Source organism: Pedobacter sp. TM02 (assembly GCF_059705275.1).
In genome coordinates, this window is the sequence record NZ_AP046530.1 from 45,213 (window position 1) to 66,149 (window position 20,937).

General features: G+C 43.9%; 22 protein-coding genes and 1 tRNA gene. 6 read left to right on the top strand and 17 right to left on the bottom strand.

Annotated features, from left to right (window positions below; all coding sequences use genetic code 11):
• Positions 1-6: 6 nt before the first annotated feature.
• Positions 7-723 carry a hypothetical protein gene (locus AC6H1S_RS00210; RefSeq protein ID WP_199137731.1) on the top strand — a complete coding sequence of 239 codons (717 nt, stop codon included), beginning with the start codon at positions 7-9 and terminating at the stop codon, positions 721-723.
• 111 nt (positions 724-834) lie between these two features.
• Here AC6H1S_RS00210 and rnc read toward each other — a convergent pair whose 3' ends face one another.
• The 3 genes from rnc to AC6H1S_RS00225 all read right to left on the bottom strand — a co-directional run bounded on the left by rnc (position 835) and on the right by AC6H1S_RS00225 (position 3,166).
• A complete protein-coding gene (gene rnc, locus AC6H1S_RS00215) occupies positions 835-1,563 on the bottom strand; it encodes a ribonuclease III (RefSeq protein WP_199137732.1) in 729 nt (242 codons plus the stop codon).
• A gap of 84 nt (positions 1,564-1,647) precedes the next feature.
• On the bottom strand, positions 1,648-2,901 hold the full coding sequence (gene fabF / locus AC6H1S_RS00220) for a beta-ketoacyl-ACP synthase II (protein WP_199137733.1): 1,254 nt from the start codon (positions 2,899-2,901) through the stop codon (positions 1,648-1,650).
• A 28-nt stretch (positions 2,902-2,929) separates the two neighbouring features.
• On the bottom strand, positions 2,930-3,166 hold the full coding sequence (locus AC6H1S_RS00225) for an acyl carrier protein (protein ID WP_008508386.1): 237 nt from the start codon (positions 3,164-3,166) through the stop codon (positions 2,930-2,932).
• Between the two features lie 155 nt (positions 3,167-3,321).
• Between AC6H1S_RS00225 and AC6H1S_RS00230 the strand changes: the two genes are divergently transcribed.
• The 3 genes from AC6H1S_RS00230 to AC6H1S_RS00240 all read left to right on the top strand — a co-directional run bounded on the left by AC6H1S_RS00230 (position 3,322) and on the right by AC6H1S_RS00240 (position 5,498).
• Positions 3,322-3,741, top strand: coding sequence for an IPExxxVDY family protein (locus AC6H1S_RS00230; RefSeq protein ID WP_497564709.1), 420 nt, complete (start codon positions 3,322-3,324; stop codon positions 3,739-3,741).
• Between the two features lie 139 nt (positions 3,742-3,880).
• The gene (gene pyk, locus AC6H1S_RS00235) at positions 3,881-5,311 is read left to right on the top strand and encodes a pyruvate kinase (protein ID WP_199137735.1); all 1,431 of its coding nucleotides are present in this window, start codon (positions 3,881-3,883) and stop codon (positions 5,309-5,311) included.
• 96 nt (positions 5,312-5,407) lie between these two features.
• A tRNA-Ser gene (locus AC6H1S_RS00240) sits at positions 5,408-5,498 on the top strand.
• A gap of 325 nt (positions 5,499-5,823) precedes the next feature.
• Here AC6H1S_RS00240 and AC6H1S_RS00245 read toward each other — a convergent pair.
• The 5 genes from AC6H1S_RS00245 to AC6H1S_RS00265 all read right to left on the bottom strand — a co-directional run bounded on the left by AC6H1S_RS00245 (position 5,824) and on the right by AC6H1S_RS00265 (position 9,078).
• Entirely contained in the window at positions 5,824-6,453 is a 630-nt protein-coding gene (locus tag AC6H1S_RS00245; protein ID WP_497564710.1) for a TMEM175 family protein, read from the bottom strand.
• Between the two features lie 11 nt (positions 6,454-6,464).
• On the bottom strand, positions 6,465-7,100 hold the full coding sequence (locus AC6H1S_RS00250) for a hypothetical protein (protein WP_199141075.1): 636 nt from the start codon (positions 7,098-7,100) through the stop codon (positions 6,465-6,467).
• Positions 7,101-7,111: 11 nt separating this feature from the next.
• Positions 7,112-7,624, bottom strand: coding sequence for a hypothetical protein (locus AC6H1S_RS00255; protein ID WP_497564711.1), 513 nt, complete (start codon positions 7,622-7,624; stop codon positions 7,112-7,114).
• Positions 7,625-7,698: 74 nt separating this feature from the next.
• A complete protein-coding gene (locus AC6H1S_RS00260; RefSeq protein WP_199141074.1) occupies positions 7,699-8,454 on the bottom strand; it encodes an SDR family oxidoreductase in 756 nt (251 codons plus the stop codon).
• A 69-nt stretch (positions 8,455-8,523) separates the two neighbouring features.
• Positions 8,524-9,078, bottom strand: coding sequence for a TetR/AcrR family transcriptional regulator (locus AC6H1S_RS00265; RefSeq protein ID WP_497564712.1), 555 nt, complete (start codon positions 9,076-9,078; stop codon positions 8,524-8,526).
• Between the two features lie 289 nt (positions 9,079-9,367).
• Here AC6H1S_RS00265 and AC6H1S_RS00270 point away from each other — a divergent pair, with 289 nt between their 5' ends.
• The gene (locus AC6H1S_RS00270) at positions 9,368-10,690 is read left to right on the top strand and encodes a hypothetical protein (RefSeq protein ID WP_497564713.1); all 1,323 of its coding nucleotides are present in this window, start codon (positions 9,368-9,370) and stop codon (positions 10,688-10,690) included.
• 266 nt (positions 10,691-10,956) lie between these two features.
• Here the strand turns inward: AC6H1S_RS00270 and AC6H1S_RS00275 are convergent, their stop codons facing one another.
• The 9 genes from AC6H1S_RS00275 to AC6H1S_RS00315 form a co-directional block, all read right to left on the bottom strand.
• Positions 10,957-11,373 (bottom strand): DUF6326 family protein, encoded by a 417-nt coding sequence (locus AC6H1S_RS00275; RefSeq protein ID WP_497564714.1) that lies wholly within the window; start codon positions 11,371-11,373, stop codon positions 10,957-10,959.
• Positions 11,374-11,408: 35 nt separating this feature from the next.
• Positions 11,409-11,660: a hypothetical protein gene (locus tag AC6H1S_RS00280; RefSeq protein WP_497564715.1), complete on the bottom strand. Its 252-nt coding sequence runs from the start codon at positions 11,658-11,660 to the stop codon at positions 11,409-11,411.
• 17 nt (positions 11,661-11,677) lie between these two features.
• Entirely contained in the window at positions 11,678-12,076 is a 399-nt protein-coding gene (locus AC6H1S_RS00285) for a hypothetical protein (protein ID WP_199141069.1), read from the bottom strand.
• 75 nt (positions 12,077-12,151) lie between these two features.
• Positions 12,152-12,967 (bottom strand): helix-turn-helix domain-containing protein, encoded by an 816-nt coding sequence (locus AC6H1S_RS00290; protein ID WP_199141068.1) that lies wholly within the window; start codon positions 12,965-12,967, stop codon positions 12,152-12,154.
• 122 nt (positions 12,968-13,089) lie between these two features.
• Positions 13,090-13,464, bottom strand: a complete 375-nt coding sequence (locus AC6H1S_RS00295) for an MmcQ/YjbR family DNA-binding protein (RefSeq protein WP_199141067.1) — start codon at positions 13,462-13,464, stop codon at positions 13,090-13,092.
• A gap of 164 nt (positions 13,465-13,628) precedes the next feature.
• Positions 13,629-14,450: a DUF4249 domain-containing protein gene (locus tag AC6H1S_RS00300; RefSeq protein ID WP_497564716.1), complete on the bottom strand. Its 822-nt coding sequence runs from the start codon at positions 14,448-14,450 to the stop codon at positions 13,629-13,631.
• A gap of 4 nt (positions 14,451-14,454) precedes the next feature.
• Complete coding sequence (locus AC6H1S_RS00305) at positions 14,455-17,145, bottom strand: TonB-dependent receptor (RefSeq protein ID WP_497564717.1); 2,691 nt, start codon at positions 17,143-17,145, stop codon at positions 14,455-14,457.
• Between the two features lie 131 nt (positions 17,146-17,276).
• Positions 17,277-18,257, bottom strand: a complete 981-nt coding sequence (locus AC6H1S_RS00310; protein ID WP_497564718.1) for a FecR family protein — start codon at positions 18,255-18,257, stop codon at positions 17,277-17,279.
• Between the two features lie 68 nt (positions 18,258-18,325).
• A complete protein-coding gene (locus AC6H1S_RS00315) occupies positions 18,326-18,925 on the bottom strand; it encodes an RNA polymerase sigma-70 factor (RefSeq protein ID WP_199141064.1) in 600 nt (199 codons plus the stop codon).
• A 488-nt stretch (positions 18,926-19,413) separates the two neighbouring features.
• Here AC6H1S_RS00315 and AC6H1S_RS00320 point away from each other — a divergent pair, with 488 nt between their 5' ends.
• Positions 19,414-20,904, top strand: coding sequence for a TlpA family protein disulfide reductase (locus AC6H1S_RS00320; protein WP_497564719.1), 1,491 nt, complete (start codon positions 19,414-19,416; stop codon positions 20,902-20,904).
• The last annotated feature ends 33 nt before the right edge of the window (positions 20,905-20,937 follow it).

The following is a 20,937-nucleotide window of genomic DNA, read 5'->3' on the forward strand; positions in this document are numbered from 1 at the left end:
GCAACAATGAACAATAAGATTAAACTTGCCTTTTTTCTCATTTCCTGCCTGTGGAGCTTCACGCTAAAAGCCCAGCAGGAATTTATGCTGAACGGCGTGTTGTTCGAGAACGGCAGCAAAATCAGGATAGCCTTAGCCGAGGTTAGCAATACACGCAACGGCTATGCGGTAGGCAGCAATGATATAGGGCTTTTCCAGATCAGGGCTGTTGTTGGCGATACCTTGGTGATTACCAAAAGAGGCTTTAACGATTTAACGGTTGTTGTTAAATCGACAAAAGATATGGTACTGACGCTGAACCGAGGCAATATGCTGAACGAGGTGGTGATTACCGGCGAAGGCAAAAAACAGACCTTGGACGCCATTAAGAAAGACTTTAAGGACAAAGGCTCTTTTTATGGCGGAAAACCGCCCTTGCTTTCTTACATTTTCACCCCGATAACTGCTTTTTACGAACTTTTTGGCCGAACGCCAAGAAATGCGCGACGCTTTAACAATTACTACAATACAGAGATCCAGCAAACGCATGTAGACCAGTTTTTTAATAAATCGCTGATTACCAAATACACCGGGTTGGAGGGCAAGCAGCTCGACGATTTTATGATCAATTACCGGCCCGACTACGAGAAAGCCAAAAACTGGAACCAGTACGACGGCATTAAATGGATTACCGAATCGTATAAAAAGTATACCGATACATTAGGGAAGAAGGTGAAAGAGTAGAGGTTCACTGGTTCATTGGTCTGGTTGAAGGAAAACGGAATGGAGAGGTAGGAAGGCGGAAGGTTGAAAGTTGAAAGTGGAAAGCGAATCAATTTCACTTCTTGCTACTCACTATATAACCAGTGATTCGCAGGCTTTCTCAGCGGCCAGTTTTTCGGCGTTTTTCTTGTTGTAATCTCTGCCTATGCCTTGTATTTCGTTGTCGATGATGGCATGGATGGTAAACAGCTTGGCACTTTCGCCTTCGCCGTTCTCTACCATATCAAAAGCAATGTCTTTGCCATGTCGCTGGCACCATTCGATCAGTTTGCTCTTGAAGTTGGTTTCGGTCATTTCGAGCGTATGGATATCAATGTAGGGCTTTACAATCCTTTTGAGCAACAGGTTTTTGGTAAAATTATAGCCTTTGTCTAGGTAAATGGCACCAATCAGGGCTTCAAAGGCATCGCCGAGCATAGAATGATGCTTAGCCTGCAGGCTTACCATCTTTTGGTCATAAATAATCAATTGATCGAAGCCCATTTTCTTGGCCAATTGGTTCAGGTTGGCCCTGTTTACGATTTTAGATCGCATTTCGGTCAGAAAGCCTTCTTCTTTGTAAGGATAAGCCTTAAACAAGAGTTCGGCAATTACCGATCCCAAGATGGCGTCGCCTAAGAATTCGAGGCGCTCGTTGCTGCTTCGGCTGCCATTTTTAAGCACCTTGGCCACAGAGCGGTGCCTGAATGCCATTTTATATAAAGTGACATTGCCAGGTACAAAACCCAGGATATTCTTCAGTTTTTTTACAAACTCTTTGTTAGACGAGAAGTAAAGCTTATATAAATCGAATAACGGCATCAAAAAAGGTTACAAAAAATTACAGGCAAGCCAGTATCATGTATAAATATACAATACAAATATCTGTAAAGATAGTGTTTTAGGTTACTCCTCGTATTTTTTGAAAATAACAGATGCGTTGTGTCCGCCAAAGCCGAAAGTATTGCTCAATGCAGCACGAACGGTTCTTTTTTGAGCCTTGTTAAAGGTGAAGTTTAACTTCGGATCAAATTCGGGGTCATCTGTAAAGTGGTTGATGGTTGGAGGAACAACATCGTTTTTCACGGCCAGGATAGCGGCAATCGACTCAACTGCACCGGCAGCGCCCAAAAGGTGGCCTGTCATCGATTTGGTCGAGCTGATGTTCAGTTTGTAGGCCTGTTCGCCAAACAAATCAACAATCGCTCTGCTTTCGCTAATATCTCCCAGCGGGGTAGAAGTACCGTGAACATTGATATAGTCAATATCATCAACGGTTAATTTGGCATCTTTGAGGGCATTGGTCATGACCATTCTGGCGCCCAAGCCTTCGGGATGCGGAGCCGTAATGTGATTGGCGTCGGCACTCATGCCACCACCTACAATTTCTGCGTAGATTTTGGCGCCACGGGCCTTGGCATGCTCCAGTTCTTCTAAAATAATCGTTCCTGCACCTTCGCCGGCTACAAAACCATCACGGTCTTTGTCGAATGGGCGAGAAGCGGTTTGAGGGTCGTCATTTCTGGTAGAAAGGGCGTGCATGGCGTTAAAACCTGCCATGCCAGCTTCGTTGATAATGGCTTCCGAACCACCGCTGATGATGACATCGGCTGTACCCAAACGGATATAGTTGAAAGCATCGATCAAGGCATTGGTTGAGGAGGCACACGCCGAAACGGTGGCGAAGTTTGGTCCGCGGAGACCATATTTGATAGAGATATGCCCAGGAGCGATATCAATAATCATTTTAGGGATAAAGAAAGGGTTAAATCTTGGTGTTCCGTCACCCTTAGAGTAATTGGTTACCTCATCTAGGAAAGTCTTTAAACCTCCTATACCGGCACCCCAAATTACGCCAATTCGGTTGGTATCTAATTTTGAAAAATCAAAATTACCGTCTTTAACCGCTTCTTCGGTTGCTACTAATGCATATTGTACAAATGGATCGAGCTTGCGGGCTTCTTTTTTGTCCAAAAAGTCTTCCGGATTGAAATTTTTAACCTCGCAAGCGAATTTGGTCTTGAACTTTTCTGTATCAAATCCTGTAATTGGCCCAGCGCCACTCACACCAGTCAGCAAGCCGTTCCAATAGTCCTGAACGTTATTGCCAATTGGAGTGAGTGCACCTAAACCCGTAACTACTACTCTTTTTAATTCCATTTATACGTATTGTACGGAAAGCGTATGATTACTTAACGTTTTTTTCTAAATAAGCAATTGCTTGACCAACTGTGCCGATTGTTTCAGCCTGATCATCAGGGATAGCAACATTGAATTCTTTTTCAAATTCCATAATCAATTCTACGGTATCCAAAGAATCTGCACCTAAGTCGTTTGTAAAAGAAGCTTCTGGCGTAACTTCGCTTTCATCAACACCTAGTTTTTCTACGATAATAGCCTTAACTCTTGAAGCAATATCAGACATAATTTTATAATTTAATGGTTAAAAATTCTGTGCAAAGAAAAATAAATTCTAACACTTTTCAAATGTTTTTATTTCTCAATCAATTTTAATGTTTTTATTTCAAACTTTGAGTAAAATTAGTTTTATAATTTTGTAATTCTAAAAAAAATTCTGTTTTGAACAAAACTTATTTAAAACTCTCTCTCGATCTCGACTTCGTTTTAATCGCAATTACGTCCTCTTTAAAGGACTATATCCTCTGTCATAAAATCAATAATGCCCTTGAATTCGAGTTCGAAAAAATAGAAGACCACGAGATTTTTCACCAGGTAGACGATGCACCGGTAGCTTTTTCGAGGTACTATTTTTACGTAGAACAGGGCGAGCGCGAATATTATGTGGTAAACAATCGAAACAGCGAAGGGTTTTTGATCCCGGAAATGAACAAGGTTGATTTTTTCATGATCATCCACCAGTACATTGACAAGGAGGACCTTAATTTTATCCTGACCCGACTTAATAAACTACCTGATATACAGGTGGCTGCGCAAATCGATCCGCTGAAATTAAAATCACGGGAAAATTTAGTAATGTAAATTTTATATTGTTCGTGTATTAAATACACTATATTTGAATCTTAATAAAATTGAAAAACAACACAAACAATAGGCAGCACATCGCTAATATTTTTGCATAGTTGCTGTTTTTGTACGATCGATAATCAAAAAATAATAAATGAAACCTTTTCATTCCAGAACTAAAATCGTGGCCACCTTGGGCCCGGCCTCCGCTAAGCCAGATGTTTTGTACAGTATGTTTAACGCCGGATTGGATGTTTGCCGACTCAACTTTTCGCACGGTTCGCAGGCTGATCATCAGGAAGTAATCGATACCATCCGCAGCATCAACAAAAAATACAAATATAACGTGGGCATCTTGGCCGATTTGCAAGGCCCTAAAATTAGGATCGGAACCGTTAAAGACGGTGGAATCCACTTGGTGAACGGCAATAAAACCATTATTACCACTCAAGAATGTGTAGGCAACGAAGACCGGATCTACATTACCTACGAGAGCTTTCCGAAAGATGTAAAGGCCGGCGAGATTATTTTGCTCGACGATGGCAAGCTGCAGATGCGTGTGCTCGAAACCAATTACAAGGACGAAGTGGTTTGCGAAGTGGTACACGGTGGCATATTGACCTCGAGAAAAGGCGTAAACCTGCCAAATACCAAGGTTTCTATCCCTTCGTTAACTCCAGAAGACCGGAAAAACCTGGATTTTGTATTGGAAAGCGATGTAGAATGGATCGGTTTGTCTTTTGTGCGTAACGCCGAAGATATTATCGAGCTTAAAGATATCATTAAAGCCAGGGGCAAGGCCGCTAGGGTGGTGGCCAAAATAGAAAAACCAGAAGCCATTGCCAATATCGACGAGATTATTGCGGTTTCTGACGCGGTTATGGTGGCCCGTGGCGACCTTGGGGTAGAAATGCCGATGGAAGAGGTGCCCCTGCTGCAAAAAATGATTGTTAACAAGTGTAAGGCCGCTTCTAAACCGGTTATTATTGCTACGCAGATGTTGGAAAGCATGATTACCACGCCTCGCCCTACGCGTGCCGAAGTGAACGACGTGGCCAACTCGGTGTTGGATGGTGCCGATGCGGTAATGCTGAGCGGCGAAACCTCGGTAGGCGAATTTCCGCTGATCGTGATCGAAACCATGCAAAAAATCATTTCGAACATCGAAGACAATAATTATCCTTTCCATCCGGAGAAATTTTTGAAGCCAAGCAAGGAGAGCTTTTTGAGCGATGCCGTTTGCGATTCGGCTTGTTTCTTGGCCAAGCAAACCAATGCGGTGGGTATCGTATCAATGACGTTGAGTGGCTACACGGCCTTCGAAATCTCGAGCCACCGGCCACAGGCACCGATTTTCATTTTTACCAGCAACGAGAGCTTGTTGAATACTTTAAGCTTGGTTTGGGGAGTAAGGGGCTTTTTCTATGATAAATTTGAAAGCACCGATAATACCATTACTGAGGTAAACGAGTTCCTGAAAAAGAAAAAACTGATCAAAAAAGGTGATGTCATTATCAATACGGCCGCCATTCCGATGGAAATTAAAGGCAAGACCAACATGCTGAAAATTACAGTGATCGACTAAGAAATTATCATCCCTAATTATAGATAATTTATGCCCGAACTCAGGTTTGGGCATTTTTTATAGCAAAAAGTTATATTTTTGCCACCCGTAACTCAAGGAGAGGTGTCCGAGTGGTCGAAGGAGCACGCCTGGAAAGTGTGTATACTCCAAAAGGGTATCGAGGGTTCGAATCCCTCTCTCTCCGCCAGAAACTACTTTTTAAAAGGTAGATCAACAATAAAAACGATAAAAAGCCTGCAAATCATTGATTTGTGGGCTTTTTTAATGGATTGGTCAAATGGCAAAGGAAGTTTTTGAAATAGAGCGACCACAGGCCGTTCGGCATATTTTTCTTGTTATACGGGTTTGGCATGCCGATGTGAAAAAACGAAGATTGTAACCGCTATTGAGGGGAAGCAGTGGATTACTATTGCATGTCGGAAACCCGGTAGAGCTGCGTATCTGCTGCTGCTTCCGCAAGTCATAAGAATCCTGGAACGGTAAAAAGAAGTGGCAGATTTATGTGGTATGTTCTATTTCTTGGCACTTTTTCCACCCCAAAAGGCAAAAGCATAATTCAGCTGTATGGCGATTATGAACGTAATACCTATGTAAGGGTTTATAAAACACAGCAGTGCGCCAGCCAGGTAAAGCGCCTGCGCCGTAACAATTCTGCGTTTGATAGGGATATAGACCTGATCTTTCGTTTCTTCGGAAATAAAACCATGCCTGTTTGCATATTCCCAGTTGATGTACAGCATCAGCCCCATCAGGAAAATATTAAACCAATAAAGCAGGATGGAAAACCTAAAGTTGATATGGTCGCCCAAGAAGGCGGTGGAAAAAGGAAGCACCGAGACAAACAGCAGGAACAGCAAATTGATCCAGTTAAGGTTCCTGTCGCTGCTCTTGATGTGCCTGAACTGGGCCGACTGCCCGGTCCAGAAAATGCCCGCCGTCATAAAGCTAAGGAAGTAGACCAGAAACTTTGGCATCAATGCGAAGAATGCATGAGCCAACGCACTTTCTGTAATGCTTCCTTCAAATTCCGGGACCTTGATTTCCAGTACCAGCAATGTCATTGCCACCCCGAAGACAGCATCGCTGATAGCATCTATGCGCCCGGCGCTCTGCCCGGCCAACTTGTTGTATGATAAACTCATGTTTTGGATGTTTAGAAATTAACCCTTACAAAAGGGCCGATGTTAAATTCCTGTTCCAGGTGTTCGCCCTTGCCATGCTGGCCCAGCTCAAGGCCTGCACCAAAGCCTATTTTTTCTTTATACTGCATGCCTACCTTTACCTGCTGCGTGCTGAAAGCGTGGCCATGATCATAGCTGACCGCCGTACGTAATTCTGCCCGCGTTACTAATCTCCATTTTTCATTAAGCTCTGGCAGGTAGCCGAAGATAACCAGCAACTGTGCATCCGGATCTTTGGTGACCGCGGTCGAAAGATTGGCATACACCAGCAGTAGCTCGCTTTCTTTAAGGTAGCCCAGCCCCACCCTGGCGCTGAACGGGTAAACAGAAGATGCATAGGTGCCGGCCGTGATGCCGAAGTGGTTTTTAAAATTGTAGGAGAATGTGTTATAGTTTACGAATTCCGGGTGCTCAGTCTTATAATCCAGCAGGTGCAGTTCGCTACGGGAGAGCACATTCCAACGCCCCGTCTTGTCTATAGGTTCAAGGAAGAAGAATTCGGAGGTAAGACCTTTATGTCCGCCCAATACATCGATGTAAACCTGGGACTGTGCCTGTACAGTAATATGAAACAGGATAAATAATACAAGGAGTAGATTTCTTTTCATAAGCCCGCAGACTAATAATCGGCTTGTCCAATATCCAACCGATCAAACTTTCCATTTGCATCCTGGTGAAATCGGAAAAATACTTTAAAGGTACCCCAGCTTCCGGCTTTGAAGTTCCCATAGACCTCTTTCCCGTCATTTTCCACTTTATCGATGGTCTGGAATTTTTCATTCCCAAGCGCTTTTGAAAAGAAGCTTTTGAAATCAACTTTGTTGCCGTCATCGGTCATAGCAGGCTGATCGGTGAAAAAAGCGTACCAGCTTTTATCGCCGGATTGCAAGGCCTCGATAGCGCTTCTTACCGTACCGTTTGTTATTTTAGATAAGTCCATGGTATGTTTTTGTTTTGAATTGTTTTTAGATGATTGTGATGAATGTTGCGCACAGGCCGTAAGCGATATGTAGAGGTATAAGATTGATAATATTCTTTTCATTTTAGCAGTGGCTACTTTTTGAACGGGTATCGCAGAGCGATAATCAGCAGCAGCAATACGGAAGCAAGTCATGTAACTGCGCCGAGTCATATCCCTGAAATTTGAAAATGTTCAATGATTGGAGAGTTACAATCATTGAACATTGCATTTGGTTTTTAAAACACCTACCTGGTTGTATAGCCACCATTAGCAAAAATGGTCTGTCCGGTGATCCACCATCCGTCGGTTACTAAAAATTCAACTAATGGGGCTATGTCCCTGATGTCGGTAAGTCCGCCTAATGCCGAAGCAGATTTGTGGTACGCTACGGCATCCTCATTTTCCTGTCCATAGAAAAAAGGAGTGTCCATGGGGCCAGGAGCTACCGCCGTTACCGAAATTCCCCTGCTTCCGAACTCTTTAGACGCCATTCTGGTAAAATGTTCAACAGGTGCCTTGGCTCCTGCATACGTTGAATACAGGCCGGTATATGCCGCCAGCAGGGACGTTACAATGGTACATATTTTACCTTTGTCGTTCAGTTTTTTACCGGCTTCCTGGATAAAGAAGTAAGCCACCTTCGAATTGATATTGAACATGGTGTCGTACTCGGCTTCCGTCGTATCAACAAAGGGTTTTTTCAACACCATTCCCACAGTATTTATCGCAATGTCGATGCCGCCAAAGGCCTTAATTGTTTCGTCAAACAGTTTAGTGATGTGCTCAACTCTGGTGAGGTCTCCCTGGAAAAGGAAGGCTTCAGCTCCCAAGGCCTTGACGTCTGCGAGTGTTTTTTCGCTTTCAGCCTGCGAGCTTTCGCTGTTGTAGTGAATGGCGAGTTTTGCGCCTTTTGCTGCAAAATCTCTGCTTAATAATCCGCCCAGGTTTTTTCCACCACCAGCGATCAGGACAATTTTTCCTTTTAAGTCGTTATGAATCATAGATCTGTTTTTAAGTCTAAACAAATCTATATAATTGACTGAATATTCCGTCAATTATATTTAAAAAAATTATTTGCTTATGGAATCCCAGGCCATTTGCAAGAAAAGTGTGACCATATTGTTGTCGATATCCATTTTTTCATCTTGTGCCCATAGGAGCCACCCGTTAATGGTACTGAATGTGAAGAGCCGCAGATGCCGTGCGCTGAGTGGCTTGAACAGCTTTTTTCTGATTCCCGACTCATACAGATCATCAAACCTGAGAAAATCGTTCATCGCCACTTCATGGATCTCCTTAGTCAGTATAGGAGATGCAGCGAACTGGTAGGAGAACTGGAATTCGAGTGGATGTTCGATGAAATATTGGATAACTCTCTTCCAAAGAAAATCGAAGCGATCACGGACATCACCGTGTCCTTGGTAATCTTTAAAGACATAAGCTGATTCCTGGGCCTTTTGATGGATCCATAGCTGCTGTACGATGTCTTCCTTACTTTTGAAATGCTTGTATACTGTACCTATGCCGACTTTTGCTTCAGCGGCAACCTGTGCAATGGTAACCGCGTGTAGGCCACGCGTTACGAACAGCAAAAGGCCCGCATTTAAAATTTGTAATTTTTTCACGAATACTTCTAAATTTAATAGGGTCTCAAATCTAGCAAATAAATCGAGCAGAACTATACAGATGACGGGTATAAGTTTGAGATTGTAACCGGCATTGACGTGCGGCAGTGGATTACTGCTGCACGTAAGAAAACCAATACAGCTGCATACCTGCCGTTAATGTAATTGAGAGAATGGGGGCGCATCATTCGTGTATTCTCCTTCGAAACCTCAAAAACCTTTTAAGAAGGTTTCGTTTTTGAGGCACTGTTTTGTAGCTGCTGTAGTAATTCATTATCTTGGCCAATATATGAAGTTCCCTATCCCAACAGCAGCAATGAAGCTCGCCTTTTTAACGACTCTATTTTTTGTGTTTACCTACAGCGTAAAGGCGCAAAAACAAGCTACGCTTACCGATAGCCTTGCTGTTTTTCTTGATGAACTGCAACTGGCTTCAAAGCAGCATATTGGCCTTTGGAACAAGGAACTTTACGGCCCGATGATCTTTGTTGATCCGAAAACCAGGAAGATTTTTGCCAACGAAGCCGATACGGCTGGCGTGCTACGTCCTGACGGGAATATCTATTCAGGCACTTTGCCCGCCAAAATTAATATTGCCAATACCGCAATCAATTGGGGAGGCAAAAGATGGGCCATGGTGATGCTGCCGCTGCCTCAAAACCAACAAAATAGGCTTAATTTATTGGCCCATGAATCATTTCATCGCCTTCAGCCTGAATTGGGATTTGCCCTTGGCAATGCCGAAAATAATCACCTCGACCAAAAAGACGGGAGGATTTACTTGCGCCTGGAACTCGAGGCACTGAAGAAAGCCGCTCAATCGACTTCGGCAAAAGAACAGCAACAGCACCTGGCCCATGCGCTTATCTTTAGGACATACCGACACTCGCTTTACGCCAATTCGCGCACTACTGAAAACGAACTGGAATTAAACGAAGGCATCGCCGAATTTACCGGTGTGATGCTTAGTGGCAGAAACAAAACAGAAATGACCGCATTCTTTTTGAAGGAAATAGCCGATTTTTTTAAAAATCCCACATTTGTGCGTTCATTTGCTTACTACAGTACCCCTGTTTATGGTTATTTGCTGTATCAAAGCGACAAAAACTGGAACAAAAAAATTACCGCCAAAACTGATTTGACTGGCTTTTTCGTCAAGGCGTTTAACATCCGAATTCCGATTGACGTAAAAACCGCTACCGAAACCGTTGCTGATCTTTACAACGGAAAGGCAATACTTCAAGAGGAAACCGAAAGAGAGGAACGAAACAAAAGGATCGTAGCCGAATATAAGCTCAAATTCATTGAACAGCCCCATTTTGAGGTCAAGTTTGTGAAAATGAACGTTTCTTTTGATCCAAGAAATATTGTGCCTATTGAAGATAAGGGCACGGTTTACCCGAATATCAGGGTTACGGATGTATGGGGTATTCTAACGGTAGAAAAGGGCGCGCTGATGAGTCCGAACTGGGACAAGCTTTCCATAGCTAACCCTATCCAAACCGAAGGCCAAAAAATAACCGGTGATGGTTGGATACTTGAATTGGCCGATGGGTATGCCTTAGAAAAGAATAGCGTTTCTGGAAACTATAAACTGATTAAGAAACAGTAAAGAGCCGCTTACAGATAGCAAATCACAAAGGAATTGCATTTGGGCAATCATTGTAGGCATTGTGTGGTACAGGCAGGTCGATTGTCAGAACTTAGAGCTGGAAAAACCAGCATTGGCATTGTTTATTTAACTACGCTTATCGTTTGTGCAACATTGATTGTGCGCAACTTGAAACGTAAATAAGCTAAAAAACATTTGAGAAGATCATAAAAGGAACACCTTTCTAGTTTAGCTGTTCCTTTCTAAGAAATAAGGCTCGTGGTCGGCTAAATTATGGGCGTGAATTCCGAAGGCTTAGTAACCTCGTCCCTCCACTGACACGATAGGCCGATGATAGCCATGCAGGTTAGGATTTCTATCAAACTGAAAAACTTATAATGCAGGGTGTTCTCGCCCCAAAACAACGTGCTGAGCTGTAAAATGAGCAATAGCATGGCCACAATCAGGTTAAGCGTCCTATTGGCTCTATACTTCAATAGTCTGGAAAGCAGGATCATCAACATCGGAATTTCCATGATGATTGAAAATAGCAACAAAAAAGGTTGCGTAATCGGTGTGTCGCCTACCTTTCCGTTCAAAAGATTTTGCAGGTCTTTCTGGTAATGCAAGGAGAAGACATCGCAAAAAATAAAGTTCAGGGTAAGGAAAATCCACAGTGTGGATAGCCTTGTTTTTTTGTCCATGGGTTGATTTGGGAATAGGGTAGGTTCAATAACAATTACTTTCTTTCTGCTCCTGGTTTTTGCCCGCTTTTGCTGGGCGCTCTTTGATACGCGCCCAGCCAATTTACAGGCCTGTCTATGAAAAAGGCATAAAATGCGAGGCTGCTCCTGGTTTTTATGCAGTCCGTCAATTGGTTTACAAGGGCAGTTAGCGCTTGCTCATCTGTCTTGATCGTGTTTGCCTGTGCATGGTTGCACGCCAAAAAGAGCAAAGCAGGGGGCAACAAACAGAGGCTGATTTTCTTCATGTCTGTCTGCAAACGGATTACCTGAGATTGAACTGCGCGGTTGCAGACAATGCTGTTCCGGCACTATTGCCTTCTTTTTTCAATACTCCGTCAACATAGACCTGAACTTTTAATGTAGAAGAAGCATTTGCGCCAATGGCATTCATGATAACGCTGGCTACAGAGGCATTCGCTGGTGCTGTAATTTCAGGGCTTGTCCATGTCGTGCCGCTTAAGCTGGAAACGGAGGTGAGGCTGTTGTCATACCCATACACAACCGTGTTAAGTGATGAGCCCGAAGAGGCTTCAGCCTTAAAAACCAATTTGTGCGAGGTGTTGGCAGGCGTATCGTCTTTGTCTTTTGAACATCCGATTGACGAACACATGATGGTGGCCATTACGATAAAAGCGGCGATTTTGTTTTTTAATAATTCCATGTTACTTAGTGATTGATGAGTAGCGTAAAGCTAAAATCATTCAAGCATCTAGAATTGTATCAAAACGACATCTTGCTATTCCAGGTAAATAAAAGACGAACTTTCAGCGCCCAGGATGGTGTCTTTGGCAAAGGCGTAAGGCGACAGGCCGGAAAACATTTGGAAATCCTTAATAAAATGCGACTGATCGGTGTAGCCCAGGCTATAGGCCAATTGTGTAAGGCTGCCGTACTTGGCATTGGCTAATGCGCCCAGCGATTTTTCGAATTTGGCCAGCCTGGCAAACTTTCGGGCCGATACGCCAACGCCCTGCTTGAAGCGCCGTTGGAACTGTCGTTCGGAAAGGTGGTAATGATTGGCTAAGGAAGCCAGGCGAATGCCATCATCAAGTTTGTCTGACCAATGCCCGCAGAACAGGTCGTTGATGATGGTATCGGGCTTGCTTTGGGCCAACTTCTCATAAAAATAGCGGGATAGGATGCTGACACGTTCTTCATGGTTATGCGCAGCCAATAGCAAGTTGGTCATTTCTTTTTTCTCCAGTAGCTGCAGGTCGGGGGTTTGATTGGTGAGCTCATCTGCATGGATTCCAAAAATAGCTTGGAGAGCATGTGGCTGAAAGCTGACCCCAAAATGAGAAAATCGGCTTTCCCAAAAGGCCTCTGTGGGTAGGGTATCTATGCCGCTCAGGTAGCAAATGGGCTTCATTGATCCTGTCGCCTCTTTAATAGGCGATGAAGAATTCATGTCCTGAAAAATCAGCCTCGGATAGCGGTCGGCAAAGGAACGGATGTGCAAAGCTTGTACGGCTGTCGTGTATACATCATAACTCCAAAAATAACGTATCCAATTGCGCAGCGTTGGATGTACGGGATATTGCTGATAAGTCATTGCCACAACCTCTGGTTCATTACTGATAAATATTAGGGATGCTGTCTCTTTTTTGCCATCAATTGTTGGGCCATTTAACCACGCAGACAAAAACAGCTTTAATTCCTGAATCTTTGTGGTTGTTAGGTCTGCCCGGTGTTTGAGGCCAGTGCCTTGATTTCTTCTTGCAGTTTTTTAGGCAGCGACTGTAGAACCAATTCGTAAGAGTGGTCAATCTGCGCTTGCAGCTGCTTAAACGATAAGTTGCCATCTAGCCGTACCGAATTCCAGTGCTTTTTGTTCATGTGGAAGCCGGGAGTAATTTCCCAGTGGCGCTCACGGAGTTCGATCGCCAGTTCGGGATCGCATTTTACATTGAACCATTTGCCATGCTCTAAGCCAATCAGCAGAAACAGCTTTTCGCCAACCTTAAAAACAAGGGTTTCTTCACCAAAAGGAAAACCTTCGGTAACACCAGTTTTGCTGAGGCAGTAGTCTCTAAGTTCTTCGATGTTCATATGTTTTAGGATTGGATGGCCAAAGAACGCTATTTTAAGAATTTTTCTGGAATATATTTAGAGTGGCCTGAAATCATGATAGTTGTTTCTTGTTTAGGCCCGAACGGCAAGGCCGAAAACAAAGCCCCCGGCAAACGCAAGGGGCTAAGCAACTAAACAGGATATTAAGGAACTTTTATGGTTTTACGTTGGGTGGTGTACGCACTGAAATACCCTAAAGCACCACCTTGTATATTGGTTAAAGGGTTGGAAGGCGCGGCATTGTTGCCATTGCCCGATGCACCGTTGTCCAGGCTATAAAAATATTTATACACAGCCGCATCAATGCATTGCATCTCAATGGTGAGGTTGTCGCCTTTTTTCAGGTCGATGCTCAAATCGTCGTTGGGGTTGTTGTAATTCAGGATGGTATTTACCGTTTGTCCTGGCGTGTACTCGTCGTTAAAGGCAAACAAGGTCTTTTCTTTCTTGTTGTTGAGGTACTGCACAAAACGATAATAATTCAGTTCTCCTGCCGGATCTTTGTATTTGACCACGGCAAAAGTGCGTGGCACTTTGTCTTTGTTAAGGTCGTATTTGCTTTGGCTCACATAAATACTATCGAGCGTTACCGCTTTGGGCATCGTACAATGGGCTGTATAATTTTTGCCGGCAAGGTTTACCAACAGGCGATACGAACCGCCCGGCGTACCCACCAGCGTAGCAGCCTGATAAACGCCTTTGCTGGTTTCGGTAAGCGCGTAGGCCGTGCCATTGTTTTCAATGCTTACCTGGGCACCACTAACGCCGTTAAAACTGTTGTTGTCTTTAAAGTCTTTCGTGGCGCTGATCAGTACCTTGGCGCCACCTGCTTCATTGCTTATTGTACCTTCGATAACGTAATCTGGTATCGCATTTTCGAGCTTGAGATCTATTGCTTTTTCGCAGGAGGAAAATAAGCATCCAATGATTAATAAATAGCCAATATAACGTGAAATTGAACTCATGCCATTAAAATTTAAAGTTATAGGAAATAGAAGGAACAAAGGTGAATAAAGTCGTTCTTACCGCCTCGGTTTGGCTAGGCTCGTCTTTTTTGTCCCTGAAGAATATGGTATAGGCATTTTCTCGCCCATAGGCATTGTATAGGCCCAACACCAATTCTGAAGAGAATTTTTTGGTCTGCTTCAGCTGTTTGGTGGCCCCCAGGTCTAAACGGTGGTAGCTTGGCATACGCGAAGCATTACGGCTGGTGTAATAGTAATAGTTGACGCCGTCAATTTGGTATTTGCCACTCGGAAAAGTTACCGCATCGCCGGTGTAATAGATGAAATTGGCCGATAGAGTCCACTTGTTCGTGAGCTTGTACATGGCCACCACGGCAATGTCGTGTGTACGGTCTTGTCGGGCATTGTACCACTGGTTGTTGTTAATGCCGTCAATTTTCCGTTCAGATTTAGCAAGCGTGTAGCTGATCCAGCCGGTTAATCGGCCTGCTTTTTTCTTAAACAACAACTCAAGGCCGTAAGCTCTGCCTTTGCCATAAAGCAATTGCGTTTCTATGGGCTGATTGGTAAAAATATTGGCGCCGTTACGGTAATCGACCTGGTTATACAGCTGTTTGTAATAGGTTTCAGCGCTGAGCTCGTATTGGTGTTCGCTAAAATCGCGGTAATAGCCGATAGAGTACTGGTTGGCCTGTTCGGGTTTGATGATGTTGGTGCTGGCCACCCATTTGTCGGTAGGCGAACTCGCATTAGAATTGCTGATCAGGTGCAGGTTTTGGGCGTTGCGAGCGTACGATGCCTTTACCGAACTGTTCTCGTTCAGCTGATAGGCCATGGCCAGGCGCGGTTCGAGGTTGTAATAGGTTTTAACCAATTGGCCCGAAGCATAGCTGGTACTGCCTATAATATTGCCATTGCCGTCCAAATCGTAATAATCGCCTCTGCCCAAAATGCTAAATGCCGATATCCTGAGGCCATACGTAAGCGAGAAACGGTCGGTTGCTTTCCAGGTATTGCTGGCGTACACGGCATTTTCCCACGAGAAGCGGTTCTGCAGGTTTTGCGAAAGAATGCCTGAATTGCCAGTGGCCGAAATCTCGCCCGGCTTAATGGTATGGTAAATGCTGTTGAAGCCAAAACTGACCGAATTTTTGCTGTTGGCAAACCATTGCAGGTCTTCTTTCAAGTTCCAATCGCGCAGTTGCGAAAAGATGTTGTATTCGTTGACGTCTTCCTTAATGTTGATGTTGTATTTGTAGTTGCTGAAGCTGGCCGAAGTATTGGAAAAAAGTTTGTTGCTGAAAATATGGTTCCAGCGTAAAGTGGCTACGCTGTTGCCCCAGTTGATGTCGGCTATTTCCCGAGCTACCAGCACGTCTTTGCCCAAATAGCCAGAAACATACAATCGGTCTTTTTCGCCCAGAATGTAATTGGCTTTGAGGTTAAAATCGTAAAAATAAAGCTGATTGCGATTGATGGTGCTGTCGCTCGAAAGCTTTAAGAAAAGGTCGGCATAAGTACGTCGGGCAGAAAACAGGAAGGACGATTTCTCTTTTTGGATAGGGCCTTCTACATTTACCCTGGCGGCAATGAGCCCAATACCACCGCTAACGCCGAATTTTTGGTTGTTGCCTTCGTTCATCTTGATATCAAGCAGAGAAGAAAGCCGACCACCGTATTGGGCAGGCATATCGCCTTTGTAAATGCTCATGTTTTTGATGGCATCGGAGTTGAAGGTTGAAAAGAAGCCCAGCAAGTGCGAAGCATTGTATACCGGAACCTCATCCAGCAAAATCAGGTTCTGGTCGGCCCCGCCTCCGCGTACATAGAAATTGCCGTTGCCCTCGCCAGCCGATTTAATGCCTGGCAACAGCTGGATGGTTTTCATGACATCTTTTTCGCCAAAAAGCACCGGTACGTTTTTAATGTCTTGGATGTTTAGCTTTTCTACGCCCATTTGCGGATTGCTCAAATCGCGGCTGCCTCTAGCCTTGGCCACAATATTGATGGTAGCCAGTTCCTTCGAGCTCTCTTCGAGTGCAAGATCCATTTTTTTGTTGCCGTCTAGCATCAGGCTGATGATTTCGTTCTTCATGCCTACGGCCGATACGGCCAATTGGTAGCTGCCCTTGGGCAAGGTAAGCGAGAAAAAGCCATATTCGTTGGTCGAAGTGCCTTGTGAGGCCCCAACAACCCTGATGGTAGCCCCAATAAGGGTTTCGCCAGAGGCTTTTGAAATGAGCGTACCACTTACGGTAAACTTGCTGTTGCTAGCCGGATTAGCCGCCGGAACGGCGTTGGACTTTTTTAGCTTTTCGGCATCAAAACGGATCAGTATTTCCTGGTCCAGCAAACTGAAAGTATAAGGCTGGTTGCTCAGTGCTGCAGTCAGCACATTTTCGAGCCTTTGGTTTTTGGCCTCGATGCTGATTTTAGCCTGGCTGTTGGCCACGGTTTCATTGTAAGTAAACCTTACGCCACTGGCTGTCGTAATTTTATCCAAGGCCTGTTTTAAAGGCTCGTTTTTGAGGCTGAGGGTAATCGGTTTATCCAGGGGGCTGAGCTGCTGTGCCATTAAAGGGGCATGGGTAACCCAAAAAAGCAGCAAGGCCAGCAACGTAACTTTAACAAACAAGGGAAGCTTCATTACAATATAAAAAATAGACATGAACCCGTAAGGGTCGGTTTTTTTCATGATTTTAAATTTAAAGGTGATTGACTTGTCTCCGGCTTTGGAAACTTAAACAGGTTCTTTCGTGGTTTGGTTAAGCCCGATCCTGAGAACCGGGCTTTTCATTGTGTGTGTGGTGTGTGTAGTGTTTTTTGTTAATTGTTATTTGGGGTTTTAGTTTGCAGTACATAGGTTTTGCCTTCCTTATGCCAAGTGATATCCATTACGGCCGATAGCTTATCCAAGGTTTGTGGCAATGGAGTGCTGGTGTTGAGCTGTCCGTAAAAAGCTTTGTGGAGCAGCGAAGGGGCTAGCTGTATGCTAACGCCATATTGCATCTCCAAGTCCTGGCTTACCGTTAGCAATGCGGTACCGTTATAATTGAATAGACCGATTCGTTGCTCGATAAACCGTTGGGCATCTGGATATTTCTCCTTAACCAAGCCATTAGTGGTTTTATTGAAGGTTACACGCTGGTTGGCGGTCATGATTTCGGTTTTGTGCTGTGCCGTAACCCCAACTTTGCCGCTTACTACTGTTACTTCGGCCTTGTTGGTACCCGGATAGGCGCGTACATTGAAGCTGGTACCCAATACGATCGTGCGCATGGCCCCCGATTGGATCACAAATGGATGTTCGGGATCGTGTTTTACTTCAAAAAAAGCTTCGCCACTTACTTCTATTTGTCGTTCATGGCCTCTAAACTTATTGGGATAACTGATTTGTGTAGCCGGACTCAACCATACTTTGGTACCATCGGCCAGCTGAATTTGGCGATGCTGCCCAGGCAAGGTTACCAGTTGTAGTTGCTGAACCGGACTGAACAGGTTTTGGATCGGTTCTCTAAACAGGGTAGCTCCAAATATAACAAGCACTACGGCGGCTACGGCGGCTATGCGGGGCCATAGCTTAACGGTTTTTGGTTGGGCTACTTCCTTGGCCAATTGCTGGTCGATGTTGGCTTTAATATGTGCTTTCAGCTGTTTCGCATTAATATACTTGCTCTCGCTCAACAACAGCTCTTCGTCGTTAAAACTAGTATACCATTGCTCAAAACGGGTTTTTTCTTCGGGCGTAAGCGTGCCATTTTTCCATTTGTAGGCCAGTTCCTGTAGTTGTGGGTTGGGTTTTTCCATACGTTTGCCGAGCATCTTTTAACATATAGTCAATGTTGCACGGCCATACCCTTAGTTGGCAATGAAATTTATTTTCCGAGCAGGAATAAAAGCAATGGCAGGGAAATTTTCAGGCTTTGCCTTAAGCTGCTCAGGGCTTTGGAAAGATGCGCTTCGACGGTTTTTTCGGAGATGCCCAGTTCGTCGGCAATTTCGGCGTAGGTCTTGTTTTCTTCGCGGCTCATCAGAAAGACCATTTTGCACTTGGGTGGCAATTGGTGGATGGCTTCGTCTAAAAGTTGGCGCAATTCTTTTTCGGCCAGCCAATCGTTGGTGCTGTCGGTAGTTTGAGGCGCCGAATTGGCCAGGTTCACTAAATGTTGCTGTTGTTTGTACTGACTGGCCAAATGGTTAATCACTTTGTATTTGATCGCAGCCGAAAGATAGGTGGCTATGCCGTTTTTGATTTGTAGGGTGGCGCGACGCTGCCACAGGCTTACAAAAATATCCTGCACAATTTCTGCAGCGACATCTTCGTCGGCAGTACGGTGCATGGCCACGGTAAAGGCCTTGTCCCAATAACGATGGTAAAGCTCGGTAAAGGCCAAACGGTTGTTGGCGCCAACCAGTTTTAACAGCTCGTGGTCGCTGGATTTTTCATGAAAAGACTGCTGTAGGGCCAAAGGCATTTTGCGTTTGTGGTTTAAACTAAAAACTATAAAGTTAAGCACAAATTGTATGTCGATTTCACCTTTAACATTTTTTTAACGCGCATCGGCCTGTTGCCTGATGAAGTGAGCGGTTTGATCAAAAGGGGTAGGTTAAAAATGGCATATAACTTAATTTGCCAGGGTTAGATGATCTATTCTCGCCCAAAGTTACGCGTTTGTTCAAATTTAATGGGTTGATAATTAAAGAAATAATCTCTTTGTCTTGATATTCGTTGTTTTTTTTGCCTGTTTAGCATTTTTTTTGAAAGAACGGGCATCAAATTTGTACAATGATGCTCTACAAACACTTAAACCAACGGAGATTTTTAATGCCATTTTAATCGACCGAATAAATGCTGCCTTTGGTGGCATTTGTTGTTTAGGGCTAGGCTGCCGCCGAAGTTTCATCCGTCATTTTAACAGTCGTATTTTATGTTTACTTTAGGTTGAAAATTACATCGCCTTTCATGAAAAAATCAGGTCTTTTACTATTTGCAATCCTCAGCTGTTACGTGGCCACTGCCCAAGAACCAACCGCGACAAATCCTTTTAACGAAAAAGACAGTGTTCAGATCAGCGGAAAGATTATCGGCTATAAGCCCGGCCAGGGAGATCATTTCATCACCTTTTCTACCTACGACCTTAGGGGCAAGCCCACCAATCAGGCCATTCAGGTTAAAGAAAACGGAGATTTCTGGATTAAACTTTATCAGCCCCTTGAAGGTGATATGCTGCTAAATTACAGAGATGCTTTTATCGATATTTATACAAAGCCCGGAACAGCAATAAGGTTAGAGATCAATAATGATAAAATAAGCGAAGAAAGAAATAACGAGGACGCTGTTGTAGCTTTCGGGCAATTTGCGGCGTTAAACAATCTTTTATTCAGGTTTAACAAGGCCTTTGCCAAGCAAAAATTCAGCGAGGTAAATATGGGCGATAAAAGCCAAAGCGACAGCCTGTATGCGGCCCGTAAAATGGACCAGCTGCAGGAGCAATTGAATTTCTTGGACGTTTTTGTTAAACAGCATCAGGTTCATGATCAGTTCTTTATCAATTGGAAGAAAAACGAGCTGCAATACAAGGCGGGTATTGATATTTTGTTTTTTCCTTTTGCAGGCAAGTTTAACAACAAGATTGTCCAATCCCAGCTGCTCAAAATGATTAGGGCAATTCCGATCAATAATCCAGAAGCCCTCAACAATTCGGCTTATTATGCGTTCTTAAAAATGTTAAGTGCCGACCAAGAGATTATGGTCAATATCAATCCCAGTTATGACTTGGCAAAGCAACAGGCAGGCAATTCGATCGACTTATATTTGAATGAGATCGATAAGTTTTCAAACGGCCTAAGCAAAGACATCTTACATTACAACGTGCTTTTGGATAAAGCCAGTTTTGTAAAGGATACGTTGGCCTGGGAAAGACAGGTAAAGACGATATCAAATCCATTTCTCCGTCAAAAATTGATAGAAGCGAAAGCAAAAACAAGCAATGGCTTCGCCTCGTTTGCTATTCTAGACCGTTTGCAAAAGCTCAAGGCAAGCCGCTCGTTAAAACAAAGATTGATCAGCCTCTTTACGCAAACCAAGGGCACAAACCTATATATTGATTTTTGGGGAGATTGGTGCGGACCCTGTATGGCCGAAATGCCGAGCTATCCCAGGTTGATTGATGGATTTAAAGGCAAACCGATTAAATTCTTGTTTCTTTCGACCTTTACAACCGAAGAAAATATGTTGGCTGTTAAAAAGAAATATGGCATTAATGCGGAATTTGTGAATCTCAATAAAGATGAAGTGGCGATTTTAAACAATGTGTTCGAGTTCCATAGCTATCCATCCCATTTTTTGGTCAACAGCCAAGGAAGGGTAGTGGCTAACGCTTCGGGTGCTATTGCTGAAGGAGCAATTGGCGAAAAGGTGCAGGCATTTGAGAAGATTTTAAACCGGAAATAGTATCAGAAGACAGCGGGTTTAATTTATAGCCCC